General features: G+C 63.0%; 25 protein-coding genes. 13 read left to right on the top strand and 12 right to left on the bottom strand.

Features of this window, described 5'->3' with window-relative positions; all coding sequences use genetic code 11:
* Positions 1–15: 15 nt before the first annotated feature.
* Positions 16–681, bottom strand: coding sequence for a hypothetical protein (locus QM615_RS05130; protein WP_149405337.1), 666 nt, complete (start codon positions 679–681; stop codon positions 16–18).
* A complete protein-coding gene (locus QM615_RS05125; RefSeq protein ID WP_149405338.1) occupies positions 678–1,715 on the bottom strand; it encodes an endonuclease domain-containing protein in 1,038 nt (345 codons plus the stop codon). Before QM615_RS05125 ends, QM615_RS05130 begins: the two co-directional genes overlap by 4 nt.
* 238 nt (positions 1,716–1,953) lie before the next feature.
* On the opposite strand from QM615_RS05125, the gene rplN reads away from it, so the two are divergent.
* Genes rplN through QM615_RS05105 form a run of 4 tightly spaced genes read left to right on the top strand, consistent with a single transcriptional unit; the run spans position 1,954 to position 3,404 of the window.
* Positions 1,954–2,322 (top strand): 50S ribosomal protein L14, encoded by a 369-nt coding sequence (rplN, locus tag QM615_RS05120; RefSeq protein WP_032397538.1) that lies wholly within the window; start codon positions 1,954–1,956, stop codon positions 2,320–2,322.
* Positions 2,323–2,640 (top strand): 50S ribosomal protein L24, encoded by a 318-nt coding sequence (rplX, locus tag QM615_RS05115; RefSeq protein WP_008718278.1) that lies wholly within the window; start codon positions 2,323–2,325, stop codon positions 2,638–2,640.
* 1 nt (position 2,641) lies between these two features.
* Entirely contained in the window at positions 2,642–3,214 is a 573-nt protein-coding gene (gene rplE, locus QM615_RS05110; RefSeq protein WP_008718275.1) for a 50S ribosomal protein L5, read from the top strand.
* A 4-nt stretch (positions 3,215–3,218) separates the two neighbouring features.
* A complete protein-coding gene (locus tag QM615_RS05105) occupies positions 3,219–3,404 on the top strand; it encodes a type Z 30S ribosomal protein S14 (protein WP_008718273.1) in 186 nt (61 codons plus the stop codon).
* A gap of 93 nt (positions 3,405–3,497) precedes the next feature.
* Here the strand turns inward: QM615_RS05105 and QM615_RS05100 are convergent, their stop codons facing one another.
* The 9 genes from QM615_RS05100 to QM615_RS05060 all read right to left on the bottom strand — a co-directional run bounded on the left by QM615_RS05100 (position 3,498) and on the right by QM615_RS05060 (position 8,531).
* Entirely contained in the window at positions 3,498–4,196 is a 699-nt protein-coding gene (locus QM615_RS05100) for a DUF6885 family protein (RefSeq protein ID WP_149405339.1), read from the bottom strand.
* Between the two features lies 1 nt (position 4,197).
* The gene (locus QM615_RS05095; protein WP_149405340.1) at positions 4,198–5,565 is read right to left on the bottom strand and encodes a type I glutamate--ammonia ligase; all 1,368 of its coding nucleotides are present in this window, start codon (positions 5,563–5,565) and stop codon (positions 4,198–4,200) included.
* 344 nt (positions 5,566–5,909) lie between these two features.
* The gene (locus QM615_RS05090; protein WP_149405341.1) at positions 5,910–6,149 is read right to left on the bottom strand and encodes a DUF7683 domain-containing protein; all 240 of its coding nucleotides are present in this window, start codon (positions 6,147–6,149) and stop codon (positions 5,910–5,912) included.
* Positions 6,150–6,198: 49 nt separating this feature from the next.
* The gene (locus QM615_RS05085) at positions 6,199–6,441 is read right to left on the bottom strand and encodes a hypothetical protein (protein ID WP_149405342.1); all 243 of its coding nucleotides are present in this window, start codon (positions 6,439–6,441) and stop codon (positions 6,199–6,201) included.
* A 24-nt stretch (positions 6,442–6,465) separates the two neighbouring features.
* Positions 6,466–6,696, bottom strand: a complete 231-nt coding sequence (locus QM615_RS05080; protein WP_149405343.1) for a DUF7683 domain-containing protein — start codon at positions 6,694–6,696, stop codon at positions 6,466–6,468.
* A gap of 11 nt (positions 6,697–6,707) precedes the next feature.
* Positions 6,708–6,878, bottom strand: coding sequence for a colicin E3/pyocin S6 family cytotoxin (locus QM615_RS22420; RefSeq protein WP_283347115.1), 171 nt, complete (start codon positions 6,876–6,878; stop codon positions 6,708–6,710).
* Positions 6,875–7,912, bottom strand: a complete 1,038-nt coding sequence (locus QM615_RS05070; protein WP_262498286.1) for a WXG100-like domain-containing protein — start codon at positions 7,910–7,912, stop codon at positions 6,875–6,877. Before QM615_RS05070 ends, QM615_RS22420 begins: the two co-directional genes overlap by 4 nt.
* Complete coding sequence (locus tag QM615_RS05065) at positions 7,912–8,202, bottom strand: WXG100 family type VII secretion target (protein WP_068051355.1); 291 nt, start codon at positions 8,200–8,202, stop codon at positions 7,912–7,914. Before QM615_RS05065 ends, QM615_RS05070 begins: the two co-directional genes overlap by 1 nt.
* The gene (locus tag QM615_RS05060; protein ID WP_068051353.1) at positions 8,199–8,531 is read right to left on the bottom strand and encodes a WXG100 family type VII secretion target; all 333 of its coding nucleotides are present in this window, start codon (positions 8,529–8,531) and stop codon (positions 8,199–8,201) included. The genes QM615_RS05065 and QM615_RS05060 overlap by 4 nt, the downstream gene beginning before the upstream one ends.
* 481 nt (positions 8,532–9,012) lie before the next feature.
* On the opposite strand from QM615_RS05060, the gene rpsH reads away from it, so the two are divergent.
* From rpsH to map, 9 genes are all read left to right on the top strand, one after another.
* Positions 9,013–9,411 (top strand): 30S ribosomal protein S8, encoded by a 399-nt coding sequence (rpsH, locus tag QM615_RS05055; protein ID WP_008718266.1) that lies wholly within the window; start codon positions 9,013–9,015, stop codon positions 9,409–9,411.
* 14 nt (positions 9,412–9,425) lie between these two features.
* Positions 9,426–9,965, top strand: coding sequence for a 50S ribosomal protein L6 (rplF, locus tag QM615_RS05050; RefSeq protein ID WP_032397535.1), 540 nt, complete (start codon positions 9,426–9,428; stop codon positions 9,963–9,965).
* Between the two features lies 1 nt (position 9,966).
* A complete protein-coding gene (rplR, locus tag QM615_RS05045) occupies positions 9,967–10,383 on the top strand; it encodes a 50S ribosomal protein L18 (RefSeq protein WP_032365631.1) in 417 nt (138 codons plus the stop codon).
* Between the two features lie 34 nt (positions 10,384–10,417).
* Positions 10,418–11,089 carry a 30S ribosomal protein S5 gene (rpsE, locus tag QM615_RS05040; protein WP_032397534.1) on the top strand — a complete coding sequence of 224 codons (672 nt, stop codon included), beginning with the start codon at positions 10,418–10,420 and terminating at the stop codon, positions 11,087–11,089.
* Positions 11,089–11,268, top strand: a complete 180-nt coding sequence (gene rpmD, locus QM615_RS05035) for a 50S ribosomal protein L30 (protein ID WP_008718256.1) — start codon at positions 11,089–11,091, stop codon at positions 11,266–11,268. Before rpsE ends, rpmD begins: the two co-directional genes overlap by 1 nt.
* Before the next feature lie 2 nt (positions 11,269–11,270).
* Positions 11,271–11,714, top strand: a complete 444-nt coding sequence (gene rplO, locus QM615_RS05030) for a 50S ribosomal protein L15 (protein ID WP_032397532.1) — start codon at positions 11,271–11,273, stop codon at positions 11,712–11,714.
* Between the two features lie 316 nt (positions 11,715–12,030).
* Positions 12,031–13,353 (top strand): preprotein translocase subunit SecY, encoded by a 1,323-nt coding sequence (gene secY / locus QM615_RS05025; protein ID WP_032397531.1) that lies wholly within the window; start codon positions 12,031–12,033, stop codon positions 13,351–13,353.
* The gene (locus tag QM615_RS05020; RefSeq protein WP_094639134.1) at positions 13,350–13,904 is read left to right on the top strand and encodes an adenylate kinase; all 555 of its coding nucleotides are present in this window, start codon (positions 13,350–13,352) and stop codon (positions 13,902–13,904) included. The genes secY and QM615_RS05020 overlap by 4 nt, the downstream gene beginning before the upstream one ends.
* Complete coding sequence (map, locus tag QM615_RS05015) at positions 13,904–14,701, top strand: type I methionyl aminopeptidase (protein ID WP_032397529.1); 798 nt, start codon at positions 13,904–13,906, stop codon at positions 14,699–14,701. The genes QM615_RS05020 and map overlap by 1 nt, the downstream gene beginning before the upstream one ends.
* A gap of 18 nt (positions 14,702–14,719) precedes the next feature.
* Here map and QM615_RS05010 read toward each other — a convergent pair whose 3' ends face one another.
* Positions 14,720–15,613: a glycosyltransferase family 2 protein gene (locus tag QM615_RS05010; protein WP_188078555.1), complete on the bottom strand. Its 894-nt coding sequence runs from the start codon at positions 15,611–15,613 to the stop codon at positions 14,720–14,722.
* Between the last annotated feature and the right edge of the window lie 217 nt (positions 15,614–15,830).

The raw sequence follows: 15,830 nt of genomic DNA, 5'->3' as shown, positions 1-15,830 counted from the left end.
TCGAGTCAACGCCCATCATGGTTCGATCGAGAGAAGGTGGTTCTGCTGATTGCCGACGACGACGGCAGCGGCGCGTTCCTCGTCGGTCAGTGTCTTCTGATTTTCTTCGGGTATCAGCGAGACATCCGCCGCACGACGCAGGCGCGCCAGGGCCTCGTCGAGATCGGTTCTCGGTATGTCGTGCAACTCGTTTCGCAGGCGCGAGAGTCGCACGGTGCTGCCGGGTTCGCGCGCGATCCGGGCATACGCCGCGCGAATCGAGGCTTCGATGTCGACGGTAGAGGAATCGACGGCCTTCTCGTCGATCGCAGGTTCGTCGGGTGCAGCCTCGTCTCCGCGGGGCGAGAACACGTCCGCCGGACGGCTGTCGGTGCGGTCGAGCCACCGACGCAACCCGGCCAAGACGGTGAACATGGCCTTTCCTGCTCCCGTCGACCGGGCCGGTGGCTCACCACCGATGAGTTCGCCGCAGGTGCGCCAACCCTTGTCGGTCAGTTCGAGAGTCATCGGTCGGACGGATGCATTCACCTCGATCAGGCCGGCATTCCTCAGCCTGTCCCGGGACGGCTTCGCGAGCTCGGGTCCCATCGCTCTGAGTTCGGAGTTCTTGACCGGACTTGCCTCGGCCATCAGGACGAGCAGCACTGCCGCTTCCGTCCCGTTCAGGTCTTCGGTGCTCATCGAGGATCCCCCTTCGATCGTCTTCTCGATACTGCCTCGCGGATGGTAGCGACCACACGTTGCGGATCGTCGATCACCTGAGCATTGGTGAAGCGCAACACCATGTAGCCGTGTGTCTGCAGTTGGTTGTCACGGACGCGGTCCTCGGCGAACCGATCGACTGCCCGGTGCTCGTTTCCGTCGATTTCCACCACGACCTTCTCGGTGCGCCACAGTACGTCGACCGTGAACGGTCGGCTGAGCTCGTCGAGTCGAATCGAGCGGTTGTGCTCACGCCCGGTGGCCCAGTCATGCGCGTCCAGCGCGCGACACAGACGCTTCTCGGGTTCGCTCGCCGGGTGGGGGTGACCCGAGATCGGGGGATAGCTGAGCGGCCGGAATCGATCGAGGACAGTGCTGACGCCGTCGGGTACTTCCGGCGCACGTACCGAGACCGACGGGAATCGGTCCATGCTCGACGCCCCGTCGCCCGTCACCCAGACCCCTGCCCCGGCGTGGGCGCACAACCATTCCGCTGCTCCCGCGACGACTCCGGCGTCCGTTCCGACGGGCACGACCAACACGAGGGCAACAGTGCTTCTGTGCTGAGCGGAGGCAAGTACTCGGGCCGACCCTGCTGCTCGGGTCTCGACGGTGAATGCGGTTCGACGCGGCGACCGCCCCGCGACTGCGGCATCTGCGAGTGCCCCGACATACGGACCGAAGTGCGCTGTGTCGCCGGCGAGCCGCACAGCGGCGGCGCGTGCAGCGCGTCGATGCAACGTCGACGAGTCTTCCTGATTGTCGAACTCCGTGAGCAACAGCGGAACCGAGTCGACTGCAGCGTTCTCGAGTTCTGCCACCACCGCATCGACGAGATCGACGGCACGATTCGCCGTCGCTGGATCGACCGCGAAGAAGACGATGGAGGGCGCGTCCGACGGCAGAGGGTTCACGGACTCGGCGAGTTCACGCTCGGTGGCACCGTGCAGTCGGACGACCCGATCCAGTGGCAGACTCGACCACCAGCGGCCGCCGTCATCCGTCGACGTCATCGCCGCGCCCCGCTGATCCGAAGATGTCCCATCCCCGAAACCGTACCGAGAGTTCCGGGTCGGCAGGCGGCGGCCGGTGCCCGCGCCATGGCGATTTGGATCCCTGGGGCCCGTTCCCCTACACTTGACCGGTTGCCTGTGGCAGCGGTGTGCCTTTGTGCGCCCGCTCCCGGCAGCCGACCGCGCGTGTCGGGACGGAAATCCGGCACGTACGTACATCCAGGTCAAGGAGAAGTTAGTGATTCAGCAGGAGTCGCGAGTACGCGTCGCTGATAACACGGGCGCGAAGGAAATCCTTTGCATCCGCGTTCTCGGTGGTTCGTCACGTCGCTACGCCGGAATCGGCGACATCATCGTAGCTACGGTGAAGGACGCCATTCCCGGTGGAAACATCAAGAAGGGTGAGGTCGTCAAGGCCGTCATCGTCCGCACCATCAAGGAGCGTCGCCGTCCGGATGGCTCGTACATCCGTTTCGACGAGAACGCTGCGGTGCTGATCAAGCCCGACAACGATCCCCGTGGAACTCGTATCTTCGGCCCGGTCGGCCGTGAGCTGCGTGAGAAGAAGTTCATGAAGATCGTCTCGCTCGCCCCGGAGGTGCTGTAAATGAAGGTGCACAAGGGCGACACCGTTCTCGTGATCGCAGGCAAGGACAAGGGTGCCAAGGGCAAGGTCATTCAGGCCTACCCCGCTGACTCCAAGGTTCTGGTCGAGGGTGTGAACCGCATCAAGAAGCACACCGCGGTCTCCGCCAACCAGCGCGGCGCATCCTCGGGTGGCATCGTCACTCAGGAAGCCCCGATCCACGTATCGAACGTCGCAGTGGTCGACTCGGACGGAAACCCCACTCGCGTGGGCTACCGGACCGATGAGGAATCCGGCAAGCGCGTTCGTGTTTCCCGCAAGAACGGGAAGGACATCTGAGATGACTACCACCGAAAACATCGCGGGCGAACAGCCCCGCCTCAAGGCGCGCTACCGCGCCGAGATCAAAGACGCCCTGAACACCGAATTTGCATACGAGAACGTCATGCAGATCCCCGGCATCGTCAAGGTCGTCGTCAACATGGGTGTCGGCGACGCCGCCCGTGACGCCAAGCTGATCAACGGTGCAGTTGCCGACCTCGCTGCCATCACCGGCCAGAAGCCGGAGATCCGCAAGGCTCGCAAGTCCATCGCACAGTTCAAGCTGCGCGAAGGAATGCCCATCGGCGCACGCGTCACCCTCCGTGGCGACCGCATGTGGGAGTTCCTCGACCGTCTGGTCTCCATTGCCCTTCCCCGAATCAGGGACTTCCGCGGCCTCTCGGGCACGCAGTTCGACGGCAACGGAAACTACACGTTCGGCCTCAACGAGCAGTCGATGTTCCACGAGATCGACGTGGACAAGATCGACCGTCCGCGCGGCATGGACATCACCGTAGTAACCACCGCAACCAACAACGAAGAAGGCCGCGCGCTGCTCAAGCACCTCGGCTTCCCGTTCAAGGAGAACTGAGTCCATGGCGAAGAAGGCATTGGTCAACAAGGCCAACAAGAAGCCGAAGTTCGCGGTGCGTGCATACACTCGCTGCAACCGCTGCGGCCGTCCCCATTCCGTGTTCCGCAAGTTCGGCCTCTGCCGTATCTGCGTGCGCGAGATGGCACACGCCGGAGAGCTTCCCGGAGTTCGCAAGAGCTCCTGGTGATCTGAAGCCCTCGGGCTTCACCACACCACGCTGATGGGCGTGGGTTCCTCTCGGGGAACCCACGCCCATTTCGTGTTTCTCAGGCCCGGAGCTTCATACCGACCACACGTCGTGTCGTAGATCGAGCGATCGGGTCAGAGCCAGTGCGGCATCTTGATCATCGCTCTGGACGATCACGAGCAGGCCACGTTCGGACATCGCCGACACGAAGGCATCGGCGGAGACGGTCCTACATCCGGGTGGCATAGTTGGGTCTCCGAGTTCTCGATAGGTGTCGGCAATCGCTACTCCGTCCTCGGCTGGGTCGAATCCCCAGACGGTCACGAAATGCCCTACGTTCCAATCGAATTCGGTCAACTCTGCAGTATGTACATTCGCCAGCAGGCTGAATCGGAACTGCGCGTCCGCGAGGCGGGAAAGAAACAGACGCAGTCTCCCGGCACCGGGTCCCCTGATCGGAACAACGGAAACGCGGTGGTCGGTCGCCGTCTCGATGCCCGACGCGAGACCTGCTGCTGTGGTCCCGGCTGCATCGATCGATGCAGCCCTCGGCAGTACATCCCACCCGTCGGTGGTCCGGGGCGATCCAGGGGGACGCGCCGACTCGACCTCGATCGGCCAGATCGCGGATCCCGATGCGACCGCGAGTGCCGTGACATCCGGTGCGTCTTCGTCGAGAACAGCGGTCAACGCTACCGATGCCGAGAACGGTCCGCAGAGTTGATCCGGTTGCGGCAGAACACGATCGAGTGCCGAGACGATTGCACCTGCGCCGGGGAAGCGTCGCAGCATCTCAGTAGATCCAGCGCAACGATTCGAGCAGTTCGTCCTCGGTGTGACTCTCCGCCCACGCGGCATCGGCGTCCCGGCACGCAACGAACGCGCCCAGAAGATCCTCGCCCAACACGTTCGCGACGAGTTCGGATGACAGCAGGTTCTCCCGCTGCTGAGTATGGGTCGTCGCGAGTGGGGAGATACCCGCGGCCTCACGACGTGCGTCGTCCCAGCCGCCCACATCCTGCTGAACCGGTGGCGGCAACTGGGCCGAATCCGCTACTCCAGACAGGCCGGCCGCGATCGTGACGGCCAGCGCCAGATACGGATTGGCCGACGCATCGCAAGCCTTCAACTCGACGTTGGTGTGATTCGGACCGAGCAGCGGCGACGACGGTACGAGCCGCACTGCAGCCTCACGGTTCTCGACGCCCCAGAACCCGAAGGCACCGGCCCAGTAGCCGGGTCGACGACGCAGCAGCGATCCCGAACTCGGTGCCGTGGTGGCAGTGAGTCCCGGCAGTTCTCGAACCAGGCCTGCGATGTAGGACCGGCCGGTGTCGGACAATCCGTGCTCTCCGTCACCGGTCAGTGCGTTCCGACCGTCGCGGACCAGCGACGTGTGCAGATGCCAACCATTGCCTGCACTGCTCGACGACGGCAGGGGAGCGAAGCTGGCCCGCAGACCCAGAGCGCGTGCCGCTGAGTGGATGGTCTGCCGCGCGAGGATCTGCGCATCGGCCGCGGCGAGTGGATCGAGTGGACTGAGCGCGATCTCGATCTGGGAAGCGCCGTACTCGGCGTGAATCTGGCCGATGCTCAGACCGTTCGCGGCAAGCGCGTTGAGCAGCAGCACGACGAATTCGTCGACATCGCGTACTGCGTTCGCGGAGTATGCAGGTCCGCGATGAGCGGACAGGCCGTCCGATTCGCGAGTCAGCGCGAATTCGATCTCGAATCCGGCCCGCACCTCGAATCCGGCATCGGACGCCTTCTGCACCTGACGCTCGAGAACCGCGCGCTGATCGTAGGGCCAGGGAGAGCCGTCTGCTGAGAGCTGCCGGCCGTGTACCCAGGCAAGCCCCGATTGGCCGGCGAGCGCTACTACGCTCGACGCGTTGTCGATCACCGGAATCAACCGCACATCGCCGGACGGGGTCGACAGTCCATCGTGGGCGAACGTGATCCCGTCGTGCGAATCGAATACGGCGAACACCGCGGTGATTCCCACTCCGCGACGTGCGACTGCCGTCAATTCTGCGGTGGGCACGGTGCGCGATCGGACGATGCCGTTGTTGTCGACCCAGCCGATGGTCACCCCGGCGATGTTGCGGTCGCGCAGCGAGTGGGTGAGATGGTCGATGTCGACTGCCTTCGAGTCCGTCATGGTCCGACGTTAGCGAAGAAGTGGGAGTTCGGGTGTCCAACCGGGTGTGCGGATTGCGAAATGGCTGGGCTGCGCGGGAACTGAGCGATTGCCGCGCTTCATCGTCTATGCGGTTGAGCGCAGGGCGGAGTCGCCGCGACGTGAGTCTCACGGACGACATTGGAACAGGGTTGAAGAGTGCGCGAGGCCTGCATCTGAACCTCCGGACCGTGTCAGGGCGCGTTGTGATGTCAGGTGCCGAATGACAGATTCTGAATGTCGACAGTCATGTTCCCGAGCACGTGAATTTCGGGCCGGTTTTCAGTCGCGTTACAGCTGGTCTCCAGGTGCCGGACTGCCCTTCCTCAGTCGGTGAACAGGCCGATGAAGTACTCATTATCGGAGCTGATCCTGAAATCGCCCTCGATGTACCGCGCGAACTTCGGCACGTCGGCCAATGCGACTGGATATGGTCCCATTTCTAGGGGAAGTTCGCTTTCGTCGACGTCAATCAGTTCTCTGATTTCGTCTCCGGTGATAGCAGTCAGGAGGTAGCTGTGTGCGATCGTATCGGTTCGTTTATTATAAGATTCCAAATACCACATGCCGTCTCGCTACTTCTTGCTTACCGGCCATGGCGGCGGAGTGTGAAGTCTATTTCGGTTCGGCAAGAAACGAGAGTTCGTACGAATGATTCTCCTTCGCCTCGAACGGTATTTGCATGAACCGAGCAAAGTTGGGTATCTTCTCCGCCGGAACGTCGTTCTGGCCGACTGCAACGGGTAGTTCGAAGTCGCTGTCATCGATCTGGAGCGTGCGTTTGACGAATTCGACAGTCATGTCGCGAAGAAGGTGTATTTCTGTTCCCAACTCGGTTTCATCATCGAATTCTTGCAAGTACCAGATTTCCTTCTCCTTTAGTCAGTCTGCGAAAAGGCCTACGAAGTATGTGCAGCCGAGGTCGATCAGCAGCTCGCCATCAATATATCTGGCGAATCTGGGTAAGTCTGCGGGCGCAACCTCGTGCATTGCGGCTTCGATCGGTCCGCTTTCTTCATTTGTCCCGATCAATTCTTCTATAGTCGTGCTGGTTGCACCCTGAAGCGGATAGCTTTTTGCAAGAAGTTCAGATTTGTTCTCGTACGCGTCCAAGTACCACATTGTCATCTCCCTGGTTTTCGGCCGGGCACTGGCCCCTTGGTCATGTCGCCCGTTACTGGGTCGAACTCGCCTAGGTGTTTTCCGTTTTTCGTGTATTTTTCGAGAGCTCCGTGCTGGTAGTCCCACTCCAAAATATTTCCTCTGTTGTCAGTCCAACGCGGTCGATTATTCAACGGCTTCGTCTGTTTGGCATCAGGAAAGCCAGGAAGCCGTCGATCAGCCGGGGGAGGGTTGTAGTGCCAATTTCCTCCGCCGGTGTTCGCGTTGAAGTGGTCGGACTTGCTTGTAGGAGCGGTTGCACGTCCGATGCAATTCCAATGGCCGCCGCCCCGGTTGCCACGGTGACACCGACGGCAATTGCGGACGCCGCTTCCACTCCGGTCAGGACGGCGATGACACTTCCGGCGATGGCGCTTCCCGTCGCGCCGGTAACGGCGACTGTTCCCACGCCGAGGGTGAAGAAGCCGGCAACTGCACCGGCGATCGTGCCGGCAACGATGGCGGTTCCCACGATATCGATGACGCTCTGGTGAGCGTCCTGAATGGTCGACGCCCATTCGCCGCAAGCGCTCGCGAGAGTGTCGAATTGGTCGGCGACGTTGTGCGCAGCGCTGTGGACGCCGTCCATCTGGGCGAGGACCTGCGGCAATTCGTCGGAGGCAAGTTTTTCGATGTCGGTCCACGCGGAGTTCGTGGCGTCGCTCGCTCGTCTCAGCTCTTCGGCGGCGGTGCGCCACGCGCTTCCGAGTCCCCGCAACTTCTCCGGGTCACCGTTGGGCCACATGTGGCCCTGTAGCCAACGCGTGATCAGTCCCCACCCCATCGGGGCGTCGGTATCGCCGCCGTAGGAACCGTTGAACCGCGGTGTATTCGTATGAGGAAGTTGTGGGGGAGCGGGCAGCGGCGGTGTCGGCGGAACGGTGTTCGCATTCTCTGCGTTGGCGTGGTTGACACCGGTGGTTGCAAGCAGGTCGTGGAGCTTGCCGAACGCATTCGCGATGTCGGTCCCCGCGGTGACTGCGTCGAATGCCGCGGAATCGTAGCTGTCTGCCCAAGACTTTCCGGCGTTGTCGGTGCCTGCGCAGCCCCAGTTCCGGTGGAGTTCCGCGGCGAGTTCCGCTATCGCGCCGCTCGAGATGGTCTTGGCGCTGCTGTACTGGGAGGCCGCATCGGCGAGGATGTGCGGGTCGACGCTGATCGGGGCCATCAGGGCCACATTCGCTTGTTGTGGTCGACGGCTGCGCGGTAGCGATCATGGGCGCCTCGCGCCAGCGTGCCGAGTTGCGCGAGCGCGGTTCGCATATCGTTCAATTCCTGCCGGAGCAGCTCGTGCTCCGAGCGGTGAGCCTCAGCCGCTTCGCCCTCCCATTCGATGCCGAGATCGTTCACCTCGCGCTCCACTTCGGCGATAGCCGATTCGATCGTGGCTCCAACTATGTGTGCGCGATCGACAAGAGCGAGAATCTGTTCGACGTCGGCGACGTAGCGCGCCGTCAACGGTCCAACCGAAGGCCGGAATCCACCACGTGTTCATCGATCACGTTGTCCGTTGCGGCGTATTCGGTCGCAATGCCATCGAGCAGCCACGCGTCCTCGGTGAGCGCGCCGCATATCTTCCGAGCCGAATCGACCCACTCCGCCCATAGAACTGCATGGGAATCGGCCGCAGCGCCTGTCCAGGAGGTCTCCAGCAATTCCTCCACGGCGAGACGGACGAGATCGATGTCATCCCACAACACGTCGGCGAGGCCGGACATCCGAGCAGAGGCACGGCGGATCCGATCGGGATCGGCTTTCACTGCGTCGTGCGGGACGAACCCGGCCATGGTGGGACGTCGACCGTCCTGGCAACGGAATCGGTTGTGCGCATCGAACCCCCCGGAGCGATGAAATGATGTCGGAAGAATACTGCACCGAACCGACGAACACGGCTGTGTCTCGCGAGTCCTACTGGCATGGTGCCGCTCGAGCTCTACCACGACCGATTTTGAGAATGGCACCCGGTTCCCTACACTAGAGCGGTTGCCCGGGCTTCGTCGTGCCTGCACGCGAGTCCTTGCAATGGAAACGCAACCTCGAGTTCTCCGTACGTCAGCGTCGAAATGCGGAAGCTCGAAACACCTGGCAGTGCAGCGATGCATTGCTTGGAGCGCAACCCCTGACCGGCAACAGTCGGTCAGGACATGTTCACTTCGTTGTAGGCCCACGATGTGACGAGCCAGGCCCGCCGGGTTCTCGAGAATCCAGGGGCACCAGCTCGCGCGTGCTGTATGGGAACCGCTGCGAGAAAGGTGCACAGGTCACACCATGACGATGACCGATCCAATTGCAGACTTCTTGACCCGTCTGCGCAACGCCAATTCGGCGTACCACGACGAGGTGAAGCTTCCCCACTCGAAGCTCAAGGCGAACATCGCCGAGATCCTCAAGCGCGAGGGCTACATCTCCGACTACCGCACGGAAGACGCCGAGGTGGGCAAGACCCTCATCGTCGATCTGAAGTACGGCCCGAGCCGTGAGCGCAGCCTCGCCGGCGTGCGACGCGTCTCCAAGCCCGGTCTCCGGGTGTACGCAAAATCCACCAATCTGCCCAAGGTTCTCGGCGGCCTGGGCGTGGCGATCATCTCCACGTCCACAGGTCTGCTCACGGAGCGTCAGGCGGCCAAGCAGGGTGTGGGCGGAGAAGTCCTCGCCTACGTCTGGTAGGGGAGGCCACCACCATGTCACGTATTGGAAAATTGCCGGTACCGGTCCCCGCTGGAGTCGATATCACCATCGACGGCCAGAACGTTGCGGTCAAGGGCCCCAAGGGTGCCCTGAGCCTGACGGTCGCCGAGCCCATCCAGATCGCTCGCGCCGACGACGGCACCATCGCCGTCACCCGGCCCGATGACGAGCGCAAGAGCCGTGCACTGCACGGACTTTCGCGCACTCTCGTCGCGAACCTCATCACCGGTGTCACCAACGGTTACACCAACAAGATGGAGATTCACGGCGTCGGTTACCGCGTCGTACTCAAGGGCAAGGACCTCGAGTTCGCACTCGGTTACAGCCATCCTGTGCTGATCGAAGCACCCGAGGGCATCACGTTCACGGTCGAGTCGCCCACGCGATTCACCGTTGTCGGCATCGACAAGCAGAAGGTCGGTCAGATCTCTGCCAACATTCGTCGTCTGCGGCGTCCGGACCCGTACAAGGGCAAGGGCATCCGCTACGAGGGTGAAGTGATCCGCCGCAAGGTCGGAAAGACGGGTAAGTGATATGAGCCAGCAAACAGCAGACAAGGCGAACGTCGTCAAGCGCACTCCGCGTGGCACCGACGTCTCGACGAAGCGTCGCCTGTCGAAGGCACGTCGTCACTTCCGCCTTCGCAAGAAGATCTCCGGCACGCCCGAGCGTCCCCGCTTGGTCGTCAACCGGTCCTCGCGTCACATCCACGTGCAGTTGATCGACGACCTCGCCGGCCACACGCTGGCCAGCGCGTCGAGCATCGAAGCAGATGTGCGCGCCCTCGAGGGCGACAAGAAGGCCGTCAGCGCGAAGGTCGGCGAGCTCATCGCCAGCCGCGCGAAGGCAGCCGGCGTCGAGGCAGTCGTGTTCGACCGCGGCGGCAACAACTACAGCGGCCGCATCGCGGCACTCGCAGACGCAGCCCGTGAAGGCGGGTTGACGTTCTGATGATGACAATGACTGACAACGGAAGGACAGCCTGATGCCGGGACGTCAACGGCGTGACGGCGGAAGCGGCCCCGCCGGACAGAACAGTGGCCCCAACGCAGGTGGCGACAACAACCAGCGCGGCGACAACCGCGGTGGCGGTCGTGACCGTCGTGACAACGGCCGTGGCGGCAACGCTGCGGACAAGTCGAACTTCATCGAGAAGGTCGTCACGATCAACCGCGTCTCCAAGGTGGTCAAGGGTGGTCGACGCTTCAGCTTCACCGCCCTCGTCATCGTCGGTGACGGCAACGGACTGGTCGGCGTCGGCTACGGCAAGGCCAAGGAAGTTCCCGCGGCCATCCAGAAGGGTGTCGAGGAGGCTCGCAAGAGCTTCTTCCGCGTCCCGATGATCGCCGGCACCATCACGCACCCCATCCAGGGTGAAGCCGCAGCAGGCGTCGTCATGTTGCGTCCGGCCAGCGCCGGTACCGGCGTCATCGCCGGTGGCGCTGTGCGTGCCGTGCTGGAGTGCGCCGGTGTCCACGACGTGCTTTCGAAGTCGCTCGGTAGCGACAACGCCATCAACGTCGTGCACGCGACCGTCGCAGCCCTCAAGGGTCTGCAGCGTCCCGAGGAAGTTGCGGCTCGCCGCGGCCTGACCCTCGAAGAGGTTGCACCCGCCGGAATGCTGCGCGCACGCGCACAGGCAGGAGCGGTGAAGTAATGGCTCAGCTGAAGGTCACCCAGATCAAGAGCACCATCGGCCAGAAGGCGAACCAGCGTGACAGCCTGCGTACTCTCGGGCTCAAGGGCATCCGCCAGACGGTCGTCCGCGAGGACAACCCGCAGAACCGCGGACTGGTCAACACGGTGCGCCACCTCGTAACTGTTGAGGAGGTCTAACCATGACCATCAAACTGCACCACCTGCGCCCCGCAGCCGGATCCAAGTCGACGAAGATTCGCGTCGGCCGTGGTGAAGGTGGCAAGCGTGGCAAGACCGCAGGTCGCGGTACCAAGGGAACCGGCGCACGCAAGAACGTGCCGGCACGCTTCGAGGGTGGCCAGATGCCCCTCCACATGCGGCTCCCGAAGCTCAAGGGCTTCACCAACCGCAACCGTGTCGTGTTCCAGGTCGTGAACCTGCGCGACATCGAGCGTTTGTTCCCCGAGGGCGGTCAGATCGGTATCCCCGAGCTCATCGCCAAGGGTGCCGTTCGCAAGAACGAGCCCGTCAAGGTTCTCGGCGACGGAAACCTGACCGTGAAGGTCGAGATCTCGGCCAACAAGTTCACGGGCTCCGCCAAGGAAAAGATCGCCGCTGCCGGCGGTTCTGCAACCGAGGTATGAGCATCGGTTCGATGTGCTGAGTAGCAGTGCATCGACCAGCAGTTCGTGACGATGGCCGCAGCCACAGCTCTCGCAGCTGAGCTGCGGCCATCGTTGCCTCGGCACCACGTGCCGTGGTCGACCGAACGGACGGGGTCCAACACTGACCGTCGGGCGGTTCGATACGCACTGTTAGAGTTCTAGAGTTCACAGAAGTTCGTTTCGATGCGGGCGACGCATGTCGCTTGCAGTCCATGCTCGTGAGGCTCACGGGAGCACCGGTTTGCGCTCCCGACGAAGTACTCGCAGCGTCAATGCAGTCGTGCCAGGAGGATCTTTGCTTTCCGCCTTCGTGTCGGCCCTCAGGACTCCTGACCTGAGACGGAAGATCCTCTTCACGCTCGGTCTGGTCGCCCTGTATCGCTTCGGTGCCACGCTGCCGTCGCCGGGCGTCGACTACGCCAATGTCCGAGCATGCATCGACCAGGTCTCCGGTGGAGACTCGGCGGGCATCTACTCGTTGATCAACCTGTTCTCCGGTGGAGCGCTCCTTCAGCTCTCGGTGTTCGCGATCGGCATCATGCCGTACATCACCGCCAGCATCATCGTGCAGCTGCTCACCGTCGTCATCCCGAAGTTCGAGGAACTCCGTAAGGAGGGCCAGTCGGGGCAGGCCAAGATGACGCAGTACACGCGTTATCTGTCGATCGCCTTGGCCATCCTGCAGGCGACCGGCCTGGTGGCACTCGCTTCGCGCGGCCAGCTGCTTCAGGGCTGCCAGCAGGACATCATCGCCGACCAGTCCATCTTCGGCCTCGTCATCATCGTGCTCGTCATGACCGCCGGTGCAGCCGTCGTCATGTGGTTCGGTGAGGTCATCACCGAGCGCGGCGTCGGCAACGGCATGTCGCTGCTCATCTTCGCCGGAATCGCCTCGCGTATCCCGTCCGAGGGCAACTCGATCCTCGAGAGCCGCGGCGGATTGGTGTTCGGTTTCGTCTGTTTCGCAGCGTTCCTGATCATCACCGGCGTGGTCTTCGTCGAGCAGGGTCAGCGCCGAATTCCCGTCCAGTACGCCAAGCGCATGGTCGGTCGGAAGATGTACGGCGGCTCGTCCACGTACCTTCCGCTCAAGGTCAACCAGGCCGGCGTCATCCCGGTGATCTTCGCGTCCTCGCTGCTGTACCTGCCGAACCTCATCGCCCAGCTCACCTCGGCGAGCACCGCGGTCGACCCGAGTTGGTGGCAGCGCATCATCAACGAGTACCTGGTGAACCCCGCAAACCCGGTGTACATCGCGATCTTCTTCGGTCTGATCGTCTTCTTCACGTACTTCTACGTGGCGATCACGTTCAACCCCGAAGAGCGCGCCGACGAAATGAAGAAGTTCGGCGGGTTCATCCCGGGCATCCGTCCGGGCAAGCCGACCGCCGACTATCTGAACTACGTCCTCAGTCGCATCACGTTGCCGGGTGCGGTCTACCTGGGCACCATTGCCGTGCTCCCGAACCTGTTCCTCGACATCGGAAGTTCGGGTGGAGGACAGAACCTGCCGTTCGGCGGCACCGCCGTTCTGATCATGGTCAGCGTGGGCTTGGATACCGTGAAGCAAATCGAAAGCCAGCTGATGCAGCGTAACTACGAAGGGTTCCTCAAGTGAGACTTGTTCTGCTCGGTCCCCCCGGTGCCGGCAAAGGCACCCAGGCCGTCCTCCTGTCCGAGAAGCTGGGCGTTCCGCACATCTCCACCGGCGACCTGTTTCGCGCGAACATCGGTGAGAAGACGGCGCTCGGACTCGAAGCGAAGAAGTACCTCGATGCAGGCGACCTTGTTCCCAGTGAGCTGACCATCGACATGGTCCGCAGTCGCCTCGCCGAGCCCGACGCGGTGAACGGCTTCCTGCTCGACGGCTTCCCGCGTTCGGTGGGTCAGGCCGAGGCGCTGGTCGGCATCCTGGCGGATCTGAACGCCGAGCTCGACGCAGTACTCTCCTTCGCCGTCGACGAGGACGTCGTCGTCGAACGCATGCTCTCGCGTGGACGCGAGGACGACAAGGAAGACGTCATCCGGAACCGACTCAAGGTGTACCGGGACGAGACCGCGCCGCTGCTCGACTACTACGAGGGTCAACTCGTGACGGTCGACGCGATCGGTGAGGTGGACGAGGTCAACGCTCGCGCGCTGAAGTCCATCGAGGACCACGGCAAGTAATGGCGTTCGGCCGTAAACGCAAGGTCGTGCCGTTCCGCAGCGCAGGTGAACTCGACGCCATGGCTGCGGCCGGTGCGGTCGTCGGCGCTGCTCTGGTTGCCGTTCGGGCAGCGGCGGTACCCGGTGTCTCGACTCTCGAGCTGGACCGAGTGGCCGAGGCGGTCATTCGCGACGCCGGCGCTGTGCCGTCGTTCCTCGGGTATCACGGCTTCACCGGCAGCATCTGCTCGTCGGTGAACGACCGTGTGGTGCACGGCATTCCGTCGGCGGATGAGCTGCTGGTCGCAGGCGACCTGGTGTCCATCGACTGTGGGGCAGTTCTCGACGGTTGGCACGGAGACTCTGCGTGGACGTTCGGTGTCGGCGACATCATCGAGGCCGATGCGATGCTGAGCGAGGCGACGCGGCTGTCGATGGAAGCCGGTATCGCCGCGATGCTTCCCGGCAACCGGCTCACGGACGTCTCGCACGCCATCGAATCCGGAACCCACGCGGCCGAGCAGGCACACGGCCGCAAGTACGGAATCGTCGACGGATACGGCGGTCACGGCATCGGCCGTGAAATGCACATGGACCCGTTCCTTGCGAACGAGGGTGCGCCCGGCAAGGGGCCGGAGTTGGTGGTCGGATCCACCCTCGCGATCGAGCCCATGCTGACCCTCGGAACGTACGACACCGACATTCTCGACGACGGGTGGACGGTCGTGACCACCGACGGATCCCGATCCGCGCACTGGGAACACACCGTTGCCGTCACCGAGGACGGGCCGCGCATTCTGACCCTGCGACCCAGTTAGGGTCGGATCCGGTCAGGGTCACCAGGCCAACGATCCGTAGCGTCGACCGCCACGGAGCAGGCCGAGGTGCGCAGCCACCAGACGTAGCCAGAGTCGAGTGGGCATCCTGGTCACGGCAGTCGGAAGCAGTGGGTTCCGTACGCCGAGCATCAGCAGGGCGACGGAGATCGAGCGGGCTCGGAAGGGTGGGCAGCCGTGTGCTCGGTAGAGGCCGCGCACGTGAGCCGATCCGTATCCCAAAGCGCCTGCTTGTTTCCAGTTCTCCCGGTGGCCGGTGCGCAGTCGGTAGGAGACCAGCGGTTCGGCGATGAAGTGCAACCGACGGCCCGCGTGCTGTGCGCGCCACGAGAATTCCATGTCCTCGCTGGCGTGTACGTATTCGAGCATGCCGCCGAGCTGACGGTAGGTCGATCTGCGGCACGCCATGCTGGCACCGATGACGAACGGCAGGAATGTCGACTTTCCCTGATCCGTGGGCGGTGCGAAAGGCGTCGATGCTCGCGTGGCAACGGAGTTCAGTGTCTCCGTCTCCAGGCCGGTACCCACGAGGTCGTACTCGTCGAGGCCCGTAACGATGCGTCGGAGCCAGCTCGGGTGCACCGCGTCGTCCGCGTCGCAGAATGCAAGCAATTCGCTGCGGGCGGCGTCTGCACCCCGGTTGCGTGCGAACGATGCCCCCGGGGTTCCCGCAGCATCGACGTATCTCAGGTCCAGAGCGCCACGAAGGTGATGGCTGTCGATGTGTTCGCGAAGGCCGTCGGTCGAGCCGTTGTCGCTGATGATCACCGTGAACGGATGCTCGTAGTCCTGTCGAGCGAGAGCTCGCAGTTGATCGTCGAGAACGTCCTTGGCGTTGTGAATTGGGATGATGACGGATACGACCGGGTCTCCGGCGCGCGTGTCTGATCTCAAGAGGGGTGCCTCGTAGTCGTCTTCGCGGACACGGCCGCCGCTGCGAACGCAGTCGGTACGGCCAGTGGTTGTGCGGCTGTGATGCAGCCCGGCGGAACGTTAGCTCAGGAAATCGAACTGGGGCAAACGTTGACCTGGAGTATGGACACTGGACGCATTTGGCCAGACGTGCATTACCCGGTAGCATGGATCGACGGTGCGCCCTGCGTACCGGATG

This window comes from Rhodococcus sp. IEGM 1341, assembly GCF_030056895.1.
GTDB lineage: Bacteria > Actinomycetota > Actinomycetes > Mycobacteriales > Mycobacteriaceae > Rhodococcoides.
The sequence above is the reverse complement of the archived record's forward strand: the minus strand, read 5'-3'. Positions and strand labels throughout refer to the sequence as shown.